Below are 14,959 nucleotides of genomic sequence, written 5' to 3'. Positions count from 1 at the left end.
CTCCTTGGGTGGGGCGGGGGCCTCTTCCGCCGTGTCTGCCACACCGGCCGGCACGGAGGTGGCGGACGGTCAGCCGGACGTACCGGATGGCGGGCCGGGCGTCACGGATGGCGGGCCGGGCGTCACGGATGGCGGGCAGGGCATCGCCGGCGGCGGGCAGGGCATCGCGGACGGTGGGCAGTACGTGAAGACGTACGACCCGTGGGACGACTCGACCCTGGAAATGCGGCAGTACCGATCCGGCGCGATGTCGTAGGCCGTTGCCCCGGCCGCCCTCTCACCGCGCTCCGCGCTCCGCGCCGGACCACGCCCTTCAGAAACGAGACTCCACTCGAAATGAACCAACCCTCACATCACGTCGCCGTTTTCGGCGCCGGTTACATCGGACTGGTCGCCGGGGCGTGCTTCGCCGAACTCGGCCACTCGGTAACGGTCCGCGATATCCAGCCCGAGCGGATCAGCACGCTGCGGGCGGGCTCCGTACCCCTCTACGAACCCGGGCTCGAGCCCTTGATCACCCGTAACAGGGAGCGTCTCCACTTCACCCTGGACGCCGATGAGGCGGTACGGGACGCCGAAGTCGTGTACGTGTGCGTGGACACTCCGCCCACGGCGTCCGGCGACGCGGATCTGTCCCGGGTGTGGGCCGTCATCGACGCCCTCAAAGGCGCGTCGCACCTGGCCGCCGTGGTCATGAAGAGCACGGTCCCGGTCGGCACCGGTGCGCGCATCCGCACAGCCCTGGACTCCGTGGGCCTCGGCCATGTCCCGTACGCGTCCAACCCGGAGTTCACCGCCGAGGGGCAGGCGGTGGAGGACTTCCTGCGCCCTGACCGCGTCGTGATCGGTACGGACGACGAGGCCGCGGCCAAGCTGCTCAGGGACCTGCACCGGGGAGTGGACGGGCCGATAGAGATCATGGACGTCGCCTCGGCCGAGATGGTCAAGCTGACGGCCAACGCGCTTCTGGCGACCAGGATCTCCTTCACCAACGAGATCGCGGCGCTGTGCGAGGCGACCGGGGCGGACATCACCAGGGTCACCCGTGCCACCGGGATGGACCACCGTCTCGGCCCGTACTTCATGCGAGCGGGACTCGGCTACGGCGGCAGCTGCTTCCCCAAGGACTCGCGTGCCCTCCGTGCTCTGGCCAGCAACTCCGGCTTCAGCTTCCAACTGCTGAGCGCCGTCATCGACGTGAACGACCTTCAGCCGCGCAGGGCCGTCAAGCGCCTGAGCCAGGAGCTGGCCGGCCTCGCGGGGCGCACCGTCACCCTCCTGGGCATGACCTTCAAACCGGGCACCGACGACATGCGGGAGGCACCGAGCACGGTCGTCGCCGCACGGCTGCTCGCGGAAGGAGCACGTGTGCGGTGCTGGGACCCCGTGGCTCCCCCGTGCCACGGCGAACCGTGGGCGTCGACCGAGCGCTGCTCCGACCTCGCCGAAGCGTTCACCGACGCCGATGCGGCGCTGATCGTGACCGAGTGGCCGCACCTGCGCGAGGCCGACTGGCGTCGGCTGCGAGGGCTGATGAGGGGTGCGGTCCTCTTCGACGGCCGCAATCTCATGGCTCCCGAGGAGATGAGGGAACTCGGCTACACGTATCTCAGTGTGGGGCGCCCTTCGGCGAGGCCGGGAGAGGGGTGAGGGCGAGGCCCTCACGGGGGCCAGGGAGCAGCCGTCAGCTGCCGAGGGCGTCGAGCAACTCGCGCTCGCGCCGGGCGCTGAGCCCGGCACGTCGTGGCCGGTCCAGGCCCTGCTCCCGTTCCCAGACCAGCGCGTCGGCCAACAGCTCCTCCCGGGGACGATGGCGGAGCCCCGCGGCACGCGCCGCGGACCCGTTGCGGGCCGAGAACCCCTCCCAGCCCGGCTCGTTCAGCCACATCGGCAGGGACTCGTCCCCCATGTACTGGGCCACGCCGTTCGCGAGCAGCCATGCAGAGTCGGCGGGGACCACCGGACCGGTGTGCCCACCCAGGGCGCGGGACAGCTCGATCCACTCCCCGAACGGAACGACGGGACCGACAGCGTCGTACGTACCGACGCTCCCCGCCTCCGCGGCGTCGAGCAGCCAGGCGGTGAGGTCCCGTACGTCGACCACCTGTGTCGGCAGGGCCGATATGTCGGGAACCAGCATCGGCCCTCGCGGATCGCGTGCGGCACGGGCCACCCAGTACCCGGAGCGTCCGGTGTGATCGCCCGGGCCGCCGATGAGCCCGGCGCGCGCGATGAGGAGGCGGTCGCCCACCACGGCCGTCGACGCCTGCTCACAGGCGACCTTCGCCTCGCCGTACAACGCGCGGTCCACCTCGCTTCGGTCGGTCGGAGCGAGGAGGGCCGCGGACTCGTCCGCGTCCGGCGTGGCATGGGAGGCGTATGCGTTGCCGGAGGAGACATAGGTCCAGTGCCCGGCCCTGGCGCCCAGCGCGTCGAGCGCCCCGCGAACGAAGCCCGGCTGCCAGGACACCTCGACGACCGCGTCCCACTCCCGGTCGAGCAGTGGTTCGTACGCCGAAGGATCGCGCCGGTCGGCGGCCACCAGCGTCGCACCGTCCGCGACCGCTCCGCTTTCGCCGCGGGCGAGACACGTCACCCGATGGCCGCGCTCGACCGCCTGCCGTGACACCTCACGGCCCACCCACGCCGTACCGCCCAGAACCAAGATCTCCATCCCGCCACCCAAGCACGGCGAGCACCAGCCCCTGGGACGAATTAGCTGACAGCAGACCCGGTACGCCTCCGGCTGGAGACCTCAGGAGTCGTCCTCGGGCGCGACGAAGGGCACGGCGAGCAACCACTGCTGGTTCTCACCCTCGTGCGGCTCCCACAGCACCGGCCAGGTCTTCGCCTCGGCCTCCCAGGGACTGTCCAGCGCATAGCCCGTACCGGCGTTGACGACGCGATGCGCTCGCCGCCCCGGAGCCGGGATGACATGTCCCTGGCCCCGCCTGATATCGGTGAGCCAGGATGCAGCCATGGCCTTCACCAGCGTGCACGGAAGCGCCGAGGACGGCCCGTACCGCTGTCCCTGCTGCGGCTTCATCACCCTTGCGGAGCGTGGCATGTTCGAGATCTGCAAGGTCTGCTTCTGGGAGGACGACGGCCAGGACGAGCACGACGCGGACGAGGTCCGTGGCGGCCCCAACCAGGGTCTCAGCCTCCGAGAAGCCCAGCGGAATTTCCAGGAGATGGGGGCGTGCGACGAACGCTGTACCCGGTTCGTGCGCGCCCCTCTGCCCCACGAGCACCCCGACAGCGGCACACCGTACGGGACGGGAAGAACCTACCCGTGACCTTGACGGCCGTCGGCCCGACCCGCACCGGAACCCCGTTCCGCTGGGACCGGGACACCACGTCGCCGGTGCCGCCCTGCTCCCATGCCGGGTCGGGCGGCACGCCCCTCCCGCCACGCCCAAAGGGTTGACCCTTGAACAAGGGGCTCGTACCGTCTGGCTGAAAAGTTTCAGTTTGTTTGCAGCAAGAACCTTCAATGCCCTTCCGTGCCACCCTTCGTGGCCCCTTCAACGGTGAAGGACCCCACATGGCCAGCAGAATCCTCTCCGGCGCCCTAGTCTCCGCCCTCGCCGCCGCCACAATTGTCATGTCCCCGACTGCCGCGCAGGCCTCCCCGCCCGGCAGCAAGGACGTCACCGCCGTGCTCTTCGAGTGGAAGTTCGACTCGGTGGCGAGGGAGTGCACCAACACCCTCGGACCGGCCGGGTACGGTTACGTCCAGGTCTCCCCGCCCGCCGAGCACATACAGGGCTCGCAGTGGTGGACCTCGTACCAGCCGGTGAGCTACCGGATCGCGGGGCGGCTCGGGGACGCGAGCGCCTTCCGGAACATGGTCGACACCTGCCACGCGGCCGGGGTGAAGGTCGTCGTCGACACCGTCGTCAACCACATGTCGGCGGGCAGCGGCACGGGTACGGGCGGCTCCTCGTACAGCAAGTACACGTACCCCGGCCTCTACTCCTCGTACGACTTCGACGACTGCACCGCCCAGATCACCAACTACCAGGACCGCTGGAACGTCCAGCACTGCGAGCTGGTGACCCTCGCCGACCTGGACACCGGCGAGGACTACGTCCGCTCGGCCATCGCCGGGTACATGAACTCCCTCCTCGGGTACGGCGTCGACGGCTTCCGTGTCGACGCGGCCAAGCACATCCCCGCAGGCGACCTCGCGAACATCAAGTCCCGGCTGAGCAACCCCTCCGCGTACTGGAAGCAGGAAGTCATCTACGGCAGCGGGGAGGCCGTGCAGCCGACCGAGTACACGGGCAACGGGGACGTGCAGGAGTTCCGGTACGCCTACGACCTCAAGCGCGTCTTCAACAACGAGAACCTCGCCTACCTGAAGAACTACGGCGAGGGCTGGGGCTATATGAGCAGCTCCGTCGCCGGTGTCTTCGTCGACAACCACGACACCGAGCGCAACGGCTCCACCCTGAGCTACAAGGACAACGCCAACTACACCCTCGCCAACGTCTTCATGCTGGCCTGGCCGTACGGGGCGCCCGACATCAACTCCGGGTACGAGTTCTCGGACACCGACGCGGGCCCGCCCAACGGCGGCACCGTGAACGCCTGCTGGCAGGACGGGTGGAAGTGCCAGCACGCCTGGCCCGAGATCATGCGCATGGTCGCCTTCCGCAACGCCACCCGCGGGGAGTCCGTCACCAACTGGTGGGACAACGGGGGCGACGCCATCGCCTTCGGGCGCGGAGCCAAGGGGTACGTCGCCATCAACCACGAGTCCGGCTCCCTGACCCGTACGTACCAGACCTCGCTGCCCGCGGGGACGTACTGCAACGTGCAGAACAACTCGACCGTGACCGTGAACTCCAGTGGTCAGTTCACCGCCACCCTGGGGGCCAACACCGCCCTGGCCATCTACGCCGGCAAGTCGAGCTGCTGAGCCACCGTCACCACCCCGCGTACCGACAGGAATCAGCGGTGGCCTGCTGACGCAGACGAACTCCACCTGCTGAACACCTCGAATCACTGAAAATTCTTGCCGGAGCTTTCAGGACTCTTGCTGTAAGGCTTTCGGCGGCGATACGGTCGCGCGGGGTCGGACCCGTCAGAGCCGTCATCGCAAGGAGTCCACGTCAGTGATACCGAGATGGCCGGCGCCGCCGAGGCGCCGTACCGCCCACGCCGGACGGGTCGCTGCGGTCACCGTGACCGCACTGGCCGCAGCACTCGTCCAGCCCCTGGCCGCCCGGGCCGACACTCCGCCCGCACCGCCGTCCGAAGCGAAGCTCGCCGCTGAGCCGGCCCGTCACGACCTCACCCGCGAGCAGTTCTACTTCGTCCTGCCGGACCGTTTCGCCAACGGCGACCGGGCCAATGACAAGGGCGGACTGACCGGTTCACGCCTCGCCACCGGGTACGACCCCACCGACAAGGGCTTCTACCAGGGCGGCGACCTCAAGGGGCTGACCCGGCGGCTCGACTACATCAAGGGCCTCGGCACCACCGCCATCTGGCTGGCGCCGATCTTCAAGAACCAGCCCGTGCAGGGCACCGGCGGCAACGCGTCCGCCGGTTACCACGGCTACTGGATCACCGACTTCACCCAGGTCGACCCGCACTTCGGGACGAACAAGGACCTCGAAACCCTCATCTCCAAGGCGCACGCCAAGGGCATGAAGGTGTTCTTCGACGTCATCACCAACCACACCGCCGACATCGTCGACTATGACGAGAAGTCGTACGACTACCTCTCCAAGGGCGCCTTCCCGTACCTGACCAAGGACGGCCGGCCCTTCGACGACGCCGATCACGCGGACGGTGCCCCGGACTTCCCGGACGTCGACGCCGGCTCCTTCCCGCGTACGCCCGTCGTGCCCACCGCCAAGAAGGACGCCAAGGTCCCGTCCTGGCTCAACGACCCCACCCTGTACCACAACCGCGGCGACTCCACCTGGGCCGGCGAGTCCGCCACGTACGGCGACTTCGTCGGACTCGACGACCTGTGGACCGAGCGTCCCGAGGTCGTCGAGGGCATGGAGAGGATCTACCAGCGGTGGGTCAGGGACTTCGACATCGACGGCTTCCGGATCGACACCGTGAAGCACGTCAACATGCAGTTCTGGACCCAGTGGGCCACCGCGCTCGACGCGTACGCCGCCAGGAAGGGCCGGGACGACTTCTTCATGTTCGGCGAGGTCTACTCCGCCGACACGTCCGTCACCTCCCCGTACGTCACCCAGGGCCGCCTCGACTCCACGCTCGACTTCCCCTTCCAGGACGCGGCCCGCGCGTACGCCTCCCAGGGCGGCAGCGCCAAGAAGCTGGCCGCGGTGTTCGGTGACGACTACAAGTACACGACCGGCAGGGCCAACGCGTACGAGCAGGTCACCTTCCTCGGCAACCACGACATGGGGCGCATCGGGTACTTCCTCCGGCAGGACGACCCCGACGCCTCCGACGCCGAACTGGTGAGGAAGGCGAAGCTCGCCAACGAGCTGATGTTCCTCAGCCGCGGCAACCCGGTGATCTACTACGGCGACGAGCAGGGCTACACCGGCGCGGGCGGCGACAAGGACGCCCGGCAGACGCTGTTCGCCTCCGAGGTCGCCGACTACCTCGACGACGACCAGCTGGGTACGGGTCGTACGCACGCCGAGGACGCGTACGACCCGACCGCACCGCTCTACCGGCAGGTCAGCCGTCTCGCCAAGCTCCGCAAGGCCCACCCGGCCCTCGCCGACGGTGTGCAGACCGAGCGATACGCGGCCGACGGGCCGGGCGTCTACGCCTTCTCCCGCACCGACGCCCGGACCGGCACCGAGTACGTCGTCGCCCTCAACAACGCCGACGAGGCGAAGACGGCGACCTTCGCGACCGGCTCCGCGCACATGACGTTCCGGGGGATCCACGGGACGGACGCCTCCCTCACCAGCGACGCCGACAGGAAGGTCACCGTCACCGTCCCGGCCGGTTCCTCGGTCGTCCTCAAGGCCGCGGGCAGGCCGGCCAAGCCCGCCGCCAAGCCGTCCCTCACCCTGAAGGCCCCGGCCTCCGGCGCCACCGGCACCGTCGAGATCGGCGCCGATGTTGGGGGCACCTCCCGCTCGAGCGAAGCCGAGAGTGGGGGAGGCGGGCAGCTCAACCGTGTCGTCTTCGCCGCTCAGGTCGGCAACGGCAAGTGGAGGACGCTCGGGTCGGCCGACCACGCCCCGTACAAGGTCACCCAGATCATCGACCGGAAGGTCCCCGCCGGAACTCCCTTGCGGTACAAGGCGGTCGTCGTCGACTCGGCCGGTCGTACGGCGAGCGCCACCGCCGGGTCGACCACCGGTACTCCGCCCGCCGAGGAGATCCCCACGGCCTCCTCGCGCGACTACGCGATCGTCCACTACAAGCGCGCCGACGGCGACTACGACGACTGGGGACTGTACGCCTGGGGTGACCTCGCCGAGGGGGAGGGGACCACCTGGCCCGACAGCCACCCGTTCACCGGACGCGACGCGTACGGCGCCTTCGCCTACGTCAAGCTCAAGCCGGGCGCCTCGAACGTGGGCTTCCTCGTCATCGACAAGGAGGGGAACAAGGACGTCTCCGTGGACCGCGCGATCGACGTGACGAAGACGGGTGAGGTCTGGGTCGAGCAGGGCAAGGAGGCCGTACGCACCGAGAAGCCGACGGCCGACTACCCGGAGCAGGACAAGAGCAAGGCGGTCCTCCACTACCACCGCGCCGACGGGGACTACGACGGCTGGGGCCTGCACGTGTGGACCGGTGCCGCGCAGCCCACGGACTGGTCGAAGCCCCTCCAGCCGGTGAGGACCGACTCCTTCGGCGCGGTCTTCGAGGTACCGCTCACCGACGGTGCCACCAGCCTCAACTACATCGTCCACAAGGGCGACGAGAAGGACCTCCCCACCGACCAGTCGCTGGACCTCAAGGCGGACGGCCACGAGGTGTGGCTCCTGAACGGCCGGGAGGAGTACCTGCTCCCACAGCCGGCGGGCTCCGCGGCCGCCCTCGACCTGACCACCTCCAAGGCGGTCTGGATCGACCGGAACACGGTCGCCTGGAACGGTGCCGAGGGCGCCGCGTCCACCCAGCTGCTGTACTCGCGCACCGGCTCCATCGAGGTGAAGGACGGCACGCTGACGAGCGACGACGAGCGCTGGCTCCGGCTCACCAGGTCGACTCTCACCGACGCCCAGAAGGAGAAGTTCCCGCACCTGAAGTTGTACACCGCCTGGACCGTCGACCCGCGCGACCGCGACCGGGTGCGCGAGGCGCTGCGCGGTCAGGTCGTGGCCTCGCAGCGGACCGCGACAGGGGCGGTGCTCGCGGCGACGGGCGTCCAGATCGCCGGCGTACTCGATGACCTGTACGACGCCACGCAGGCCGACCTCGGGCCCACCTTCCGGGGCGGCCGCCCCACGCTCGCCGTCTGGGCGCCCACCGCGCAGTCCGTCTCCCTGGACCTCGACGGCACGCGCCTGGCCATGAGGAGGGACGACCGCACCGGCGTCTGGTCCGTCACCGGCAGGAAGTCCTGGAAGAACAAGCCCTACCGGTACGTCGTCAAGGTCTGGGCCCCGAGCGTCCGGAAGATCGTCACCAACCACGTCACCGACCCGTACTCGGTCGCCCTGACCGCCGACTCCGAGCGCAGCCTCGTCGTCGACCTGGACGACAGGTCCCTCGCCCCGAGCGGCTGGTCGTCGTACGGGAAGCCCCGTGCCGTGCCGATCGGGGACGCGCAGATCCAGGAACTGCACATCCGGGACTTCTCGATCGCGGACCGGACCGCCGACCACCCGGGTACCTACCTGGCCCTCACCGACAAGGGCAGCGACGGCTCCCGGCACCTGCGGAAGCTGGCCGCGTCGGGGACGTCGTACGTGCATCTGCTGCCCGCCTTCGACATCGCCACCATCCCCGAGCGCAAGGCCGACCAGGCGGCCGTCGACTGCGATCTCGCCTCCTACGCCCCCGACTCCGACGAGCAGCAGAAGTGCGTGGCGAGGGTCGCGGCGAAGGACGCCTACAACTGGGGCTACGACCCGTACCACTACACGGTCCCGGAGGGCTCGTACGCGACCGACCCGGACGGTACGCGGCGCACCGTCGAGTTCCGGAAGATGGTGAAGGCGCTCAACGAGGACGGGCTCAGGGTGGTGATGGACGTGGTCTACAACCACACCACCGCCAGTGGCCAGGCCCCCACCTCCGTGCTCGACAAGGTGGTGCCCGGCTACTACCACCGGCTCCTCGCGGACGGCTCGGTGGCCACGTCCACCTGCTGTGCCAACACCGCGCCCGAGAACGCCATGATGGGCAAGCTGGTGGTCGACTCGATCGTCACCTGGGCGAGGGAGTACAAGGTCGACGGGTTCCGCTTCGACCTGATGGGCCATCACCCGAAGGCCAACATCCTCGCCGTACGCAAGGCCCTCGACGCGCTGACCCCGGAGAAGGACGGCGTGGACGGCAAGAAGATCATCCTGTACGGAGAGGGCTGGAACTTCGGCGAGGTCGCCGACGACGCCCGGTTCGTCCAGGCCACGCAGCGGCACATGGCGGGTACGGGCGTCGCGACCTTCTCCGACCGGGCGCGTGACGCCGTGCGCGGTGGCGGTCCCTTCGACGCCGACCCGGGTGTGCAGGGCTTCGCGTCCGGGCTGTACACCGATCCCAACTCATCGGATGCCAACGGGAGTCCGGCCGAGCAGAAGGCGCGGCTGCTGCACTACCAGGACCTGATCAAGGTGGGGCTGAGCGGCAATCTCCGGTCGTTCACCTTCACCGACACCAGCGGCGAGCGGGTCAGGGGCTCCGAGGTCGACTACAACGGCTCGCCCGCCGGATACGCGGACGCGCCCGGTGACGCCCTCGCGTATGCCGACGCGCACGACAACGAGTCGCTGTTCGACGCGCTCGCCTACAAGTTGCCGAAGTCCACGAGTGCGGACGACCGGGCGCGGATGCAGGTTCTCGCGATGGCCACGGCCGCCCTCTCGCAGGGCCCCGCTCTCTCCCAGGCGGGCACCGACCTGCTGCGGTCCAAGTCGCTGGACCGCAACTCGTACGACAGCGGTGACTGGTTCAACGCGATCCACTGGGACTGCCGGCACGGCAACGGCTTCGGGCGAGGACTGCCGCCGGCTGCCGACAACGAGTCCAAGTGGCCTTACGCCAAGCCCCTGTTGACGTCGGTCGAGGTGGGCTGCGAGCAGATCGAGGGCACCTCGGGCGCGTACCGCGACCTGCTGCGGATCCGTACGACGGAGGACGTCTTCTCCCTCGGCACCGCCGACCGGGTGCAGGAGGAGCTGTCCTTTCCGCTCTCCGGCAGGGACGAGACGCCCGGCGTCGTCACCATGGAGCTCGGCGATCTGGTCGTCGTCTTCAACGCGAGCCCCGAGCGACAGGAGCAGCGGCTCACCGGGCCGACCGGGACGGCGTACGAGCTGCACCCCGTGCAGGCCGCGGGGGCGGACCCTATCGTCAAGTCCGCCTCGTACCAAGCGGAATCGGGAACGTTCGTCGTTCCGGGGCGTACCGTAGCGGTGTTCTCCCGAAGCGGGCGGTAGAGCGCTACTTTGAGTGGTGCGGGCTCCAGCACCCCAGCGTGCCCGGGGCCCGCGCCACCTTCCGCGCCCAGGGCAGGACGCGAGGATCGCATGACCGAGCAAACGGACAGCACCGTCCTGGTGGTCGACGACGCCGCCGCCAGCCGGTACGCCATGGGCGCCGTACTGCGCCGCGCCGGGCACCGGGTCGTCCCCGTCGCCAGTGCCGGCGAGGCGCTCGTCGAACTCGACGTACGGCTGCGCTCGGGCGCCCTGCCCGATGTGGCCCTCGTCGATGTGGGGCTGCCCGACATGAGCGGCTTCGAACTCTGCCGGCGGCTGAAGGCGGTGCCGCCGATGGCCGCCCTGCCCGTCGTCCACTTCTCCGCCGCGTCCGTCGCCGCCGTCGACCGGTGCCGGGGTCTGGACGCGGGCGGTGAGGCGTATCTGACGGTGCCCGCCGAGCCAGAGGAGATCGAGGCGGTGGTACGGGCCGCCGTGCGCGGCGCCCGGATACGCAACGACGCCGAGGACCTCGCACGGCAGCTGACCCTGCTGTCCGAGACCATCGCCGCCGTCCAGGCGGCCCGCGGTCCCGAGGAGCTCGCCCACGCGGCCGCCGAGGGCACCGCCCGGCTCACCGGAGGCCCGGCCGCCGTGTTCGTCATCGGCGAGGACGGCCGGCTGCACTGCGGAGCCCAGCGCGGCCGGGCCTCCGCGCTGCCGCCGGACGCCGGTGCGCGCGAGGCCGCGGTCCAGCTGATCCGGCAGGTCGCGGCGCGGGCGGGGGGAGTGCACGGCACCGTCGTGCCCGGACCGCTGTGGCCGCCCGGCTTCTTCCACCCCCGGGCCGGCAGCGACGCCCGGCTCGTCATGACCCACACCCAGGACGGCAAGGCGGTCGTGTGCCTGGCCACGCCCGCGGACGGACCCCGTCCCCGGGGACCGCGGACCGACACCCTGGTCGCCCGCCTCGCCCACGCCACCGCGCTCGCCGCGGAGACGTTGCTGCTGTACCAGGTGGAACGCCATATCGCGCTCACCCTCCAGCACAGCTTCCTGCCCAAGCGGCTGCCGGAGCTGCCGGGCGTCGACGTCGTCGTCCGCTATGTGCCCGCCTCCCGCAACACCGAGATCGGCGGCGACTTCTACGCGGCCCTGCGCACCTCGCGGGGGATACTCACCGCGGTCGGCGACGTCGCCGGGCACTCCCTGGACGCGGCCACCGTCATGGTCGAGATCCGGCACGCGCTGCGCGCCTACTGCGTGGAGGAACCCGACCCCGGTGTGCTCGCGGGGCGGCTCGACCGGATGCTGCAGCACTACCACGCCGACATCACCGCCACCGTGTGCCTGGCCCTGGTCGACCCCGTCACCGGGCGCACCCGGATCGCCAACGCGGGCCATATCCCCCCGCTGGTCGTCCACGACGACGGCAGCGCCGCGTATGTCGAGGCGTCCGGGCCGCTGCTCGGGCTCGGACTCGGCCGGCCGGCGCCCACGGAGACGGTCCTGGAGCCTGCCCAGCGGCTCCTCATGGTCACCGACGGCCTCATCGAGAGCCGCGGTACGGACCTCGCGGTGTCCATGGAACACCTGCGCAACGCCGCAGCCGAGGCCCCGCACGGCACGGCCGCCCTCTGCGACACGCTGCTGGACTGCTTCGGACGGGACCGGGAGGACGACATCGCGCTGCTGGCGCTGCGGTTAGGGTGAGCCCAACCGGTCCCACCACAGGAGTTCCCCATGCCGCAGATCACCGTCGACTACTCCGCGCCGCTCTCCGAGGGCTTCGACCGGAGTGGCTTCGCCCTCGCGCTGCACGACGCGGTGGTGGAGATCGCCGCCGCGAAGTACGAGGCGTGCAAGACGCAGTTCCGCGCCACCGAGGACACGACGGTGGGGCGGGACGCGGGCGGGCACGCGATCGTCCATGTGACGCTGGGGCTGCTGGCGGGGCGTACGGACGAGACGAAGGTGCGGCTCACCGAGGCGGTTCTGGAGTTGCTCCGCAAGCATGTGAACACCGGTGAGGGAGTGGCGTTGCACGCGTCGGCGGAGGTACGGGATCTCGACGCGTCGTACCGCAAGTTCGACGCGTAGTCGCGCCGCTGGGGGGTGCGTGGGTTTTTGGCCGCGGGTCCGTTGTGGCTTGTCGCGCGGTTCCCCGCGCCCCTTACGGGGCGCGGTGCGCCCCCAAGGTCACCAGGCCTGTCACCAGGTCCGTGAACGGGCCGTCCATCGGCTCGTCCTTGAGGATGCGGCGCAGGAGGTCCGCCATCTCCGCGTCGTACGCGGCGCTCACGGCGGCCAGTGCGGCGAAGTCGTGGACGAGCTGGGACTCCAGTTCCTGGCGGGGGATTCGGCGGCCGTCCAGCCAGATGAGGGCCGTCGACTCGGCGAGGGAGATCCAGGAGCGGATCACCAGTTCCAGCCGGGCCGACGGGTTCTCGATCCGGAGGTGGGTCAGGATCTGGTCGTACGCGGCCTGGCGTACGCCGTCGATGAGCGCGTTGGTACGGGACACGGCGTCCCGTGAGCGCAGCCCGTCCGCGGGGACCGCCGGGCCGCCGCGCATCAGTGCCGAGAAGCCGGGCCCGTGCTCGTCGACGAAGTCGAAGAAACGGCGCATCACACGCAGCAGCCGGGCGCCCAGCGGGCCGTCCTGCGGCTCCATGAAACGAGCCGCGAGGTCGTCGGAGGCACGCTTCAACGCGGCCTCGTACAGGCTGAGTTTGCCGGGAAAGTAGTGGTACACGAGCGGCCGCGAGATGCCCGCGGCCGACGCTATCTCGTCGATGGAAACCTCGTCGGGTGAGCGTCGGCTGAACAGTTCAAGGGCCACGCCGATCAACTGCTGCCGCCGCTCTTCGACACCCATTCTGCGGCGAACCCCGGTCGTCATGCGAACACCTTACCGATCGGATCAGTTCCTCAACTGCCCAGTTCGGTCAAGGTTGTTCACATCTTCAGTACAACTCGATCATCACATACGCACACAGTCGAACCGGCGCGGAGGAGGCGCCGCCGGGCTCACCTCGCTCGGCAGCGGGCCCATCTCGCTCGGCAGCGGGCTCATCTCAGTCCGGTGATCGCCCGGCCGTCGGACAGGGTGCCCTTCAGCTCCGCCCGGGCCCCCTTCTCCGCCCGTACGGTGAGGACGTTGCCCTGTGCCGACCCTTGGGCACCGCCCGTCGCGGTGACCGAGGACGTGCCCCGGCTCCCGGCGGCGAGCAGGTACCAGTTGCCCGTGCCCGACTTCCACAGCACCCCGGCGAGGACGTGCGGGTCACGGGCACCGCACGCCGGGGAGCCGTCGGCCCTGGCGACGACCGCGCCCGAGGCCCCGCCCGGCCCGTGGAACTGGGCCAGCACCCGTGTGCCGTCGCCCCGCCAGGTCTCGGCCCGGGTGCACACCCAGCCCGCGGTTCCGGTCCCGTCGGGCAGTGGCTGCCGGGCGTACTCCCAGGCGTTCACCGACCGCACTCCCTCACCCCGCACGGCGGCCAGCGAGCACGCGTACGGCGACCATGCGTCCAGCAGCGCCCCCGTCACCTCGCGAGGGGCGGACGGCCGCCCGGCCGTCAGGCGCGCGGGGGTGAGCTCGCCGAGGTCGGTGACCAGGCGGGTGCCGGTGCCGGTGCGGGTTTGGGCGCTGCCGCTGAGCTGCAGGACGTTCCATGACCGGCATGTGCCCGGTCGTAGCGCGGGGCTGGCGAACAGGTCGGTCACGCCGTTCGCCGACACCGGGAGCGTGGAGGGCGTCCTGGACGGCTTCGTCAGATCCCGCACCTCCACCTTCGTCACCCAGGGTGCCGTCAGATAGCGGACGTTGCCGTCGACCCGGTCGAGTACGACCGCGTTCGCCTCGGCGCCGGTCGCGCCGTCCACGCGTGCGAAGTCCAGCGCGGCGCCGTTCGTGCCCTTCTTCGGTTCGGCGTACCGCGCGAGGCGGAGGCCGTCGTACAGCAGGACCACGCGGGCGGAGTCGACCTCGCCCGCGTACAGCAGTTGCGGGGGGCCGGGTGGGGCGCCGGCCGGTGTGCCGGGGGTCGCCGAGACCCGGACGGACTCGCCGGGCCGTGCCCAGACGGCGAGCGCGCGCCGCAGGAGTGCGCTGTCCGTGGTGAGGGCGCCGCGGGCGGGCCACACCGAGAAGTCGGTACGGGCGGAGGTCTTCCAGGCGTCCTTCGGCACCCTCGTCAGGCGGTCCGGGGCCAGGGCGGCTTCGGCGGCCGGGTTCTGCGCGTACGGGGGTGCGGCCGGGCCGTCGGCGCCCCAGCCGTCGGAGGGGAGAGCGAGGAGGGCTCCGCAGACTGCCGCGGCGGCCGTGGCGGCGAGTGCGGCCTTCATGTGGTGGCGTCGGCGTATCAGGTCGGTGGGGCGGGCCTGGAGTGAGCAGGGGTCGAACT

The 14,959-nt window shown here is 70.4% G+C and carries 10 protein-coding genes and 1 pseudogene; 7 read left to right on the top strand and 4 right to left on the bottom strand.

The genetic code is table 11. From position 1 onward, the window contains the following. Window positions 1-256 (top strand): annotated as a pseudogene (locus tag FNH04_RS25735) (hypothetical protein); the annotation flags it as partial. Window positions 257-336: 80 nt separating this feature from the next. After that, entirely contained in the window at window positions 337-1,650 is a 1,314-nt protein-coding gene (locus FNH04_RS25730; protein WP_152788172.1) for a UDP-glucose dehydrogenase family protein, read from the top strand. 34 nt (window positions 1,651-1,684) lie between these two features. On the opposite strand, the gene FNH04_RS25725 is transcribed toward FNH04_RS25730, so the two are convergent. Beyond that, complete coding sequence (locus FNH04_RS25725) at window positions 1,685-2,674, bottom strand: NAD-dependent epimerase/dehydratase family protein (RefSeq protein ID WP_152788171.1); 990 nt, start codon at window positions 2,672-2,674, stop codon at window positions 1,685-1,687. An 81-nt stretch (window positions 2,675-2,755) separates the two neighbouring features. Then, window positions 2,756-2,980 (bottom strand): RICIN domain-containing protein, encoded by a 225-nt coding sequence (locus FNH04_RS25720; protein WP_152788170.1) that lies wholly within the window; start codon window positions 2,978-2,980, stop codon window positions 2,756-2,758. On the opposite strand from FNH04_RS25720, the gene FNH04_RS25715 reads away from it, so the two are divergent. The 5 genes from FNH04_RS25715 (at window position 2,979) to FNH04_RS25695 (ending at window position 12,650) form a co-directional block, all read left to right on the top strand. Continuing rightward, window positions 2,979-3,296: a CPCC family cysteine-rich protein gene (locus FNH04_RS25715; protein ID WP_152788168.1), complete on the top strand. Its 318-nt coding sequence runs from the start codon at window positions 2,979-2,981 to the stop codon at window positions 3,294-3,296. The two genes, FNH04_RS25720 and FNH04_RS25715, sit on opposite strands and share 2 nt — an antisense overlap. 248 nt (window positions 3,297-3,544) lie before the next feature. After that, entirely contained in the window at window positions 3,545-4,924 is a 1,380-nt protein-coding gene (locus FNH04_RS25710; protein ID WP_152788166.1) for an alpha-amylase, read from the top strand. Between the two features lie 196 nt (window positions 4,925-5,120). After that, window positions 5,121-10,568, top strand: coding sequence for a pullulanase-type alpha-1,6-glucosidase (gene pulA, locus FNH04_RS25705; RefSeq protein WP_322723855.1), 5,448 nt, complete (start codon window positions 5,121-5,123; stop codon window positions 10,566-10,568). Between the two features lie 90 nt (window positions 10,569-10,658). After that, entirely contained in the window at window positions 10,659-12,263 is a 1,605-nt protein-coding gene (locus FNH04_RS25700; protein ID WP_152788164.1) for a fused response regulator/phosphatase, read from the top strand. Window positions 12,264-12,293: 30 nt separating this feature from the next. Then, window positions 12,294-12,650 carry a 5-carboxymethyl-2-hydroxymuconate Delta-isomerase gene (locus FNH04_RS25695; protein ID WP_152788162.1) on the top strand — a complete coding sequence of 119 codons (357 nt, stop codon included), beginning with the start codon at window positions 12,294-12,296 and terminating at the stop codon, window positions 12,648-12,650. A 73-nt stretch (window positions 12,651-12,723) separates the two neighbouring features. Here the strand turns inward: FNH04_RS25695 and FNH04_RS25690 are convergent, their stop codons facing one another. Both FNH04_RS25690 and FNH04_RS25685 read right to left on the bottom strand, forming a co-directional pair. Further along, window positions 12,724-13,452 (bottom strand): TetR/AcrR family transcriptional regulator, encoded by a 729-nt coding sequence (locus FNH04_RS25690; RefSeq protein ID WP_152788160.1) that lies wholly within the window; start codon window positions 13,450-13,452, stop codon window positions 12,724-12,726. 170 nt (window positions 13,453-13,622) lie between these two features. Beyond that, window positions 13,623-14,959 (bottom strand): hypothetical protein (locus tag FNH04_RS25685; RefSeq protein WP_152788158.1); only part of this gene is annotated, 1,337 nt, incomplete at its 5' end.

Origin of the sequence: Streptomyces phyllanthi (assembly GCF_009377205.1) — a bacterium.
Classification (GTDB): domain Bacteria; phylum Actinomycetota; class Actinomycetes; order Streptomycetales; family Streptomycetaceae; genus Streptomyces; species Streptomyces phyllanthi.
This window is presented reverse-complemented; position numbering and strand designations above follow the sequence as displayed.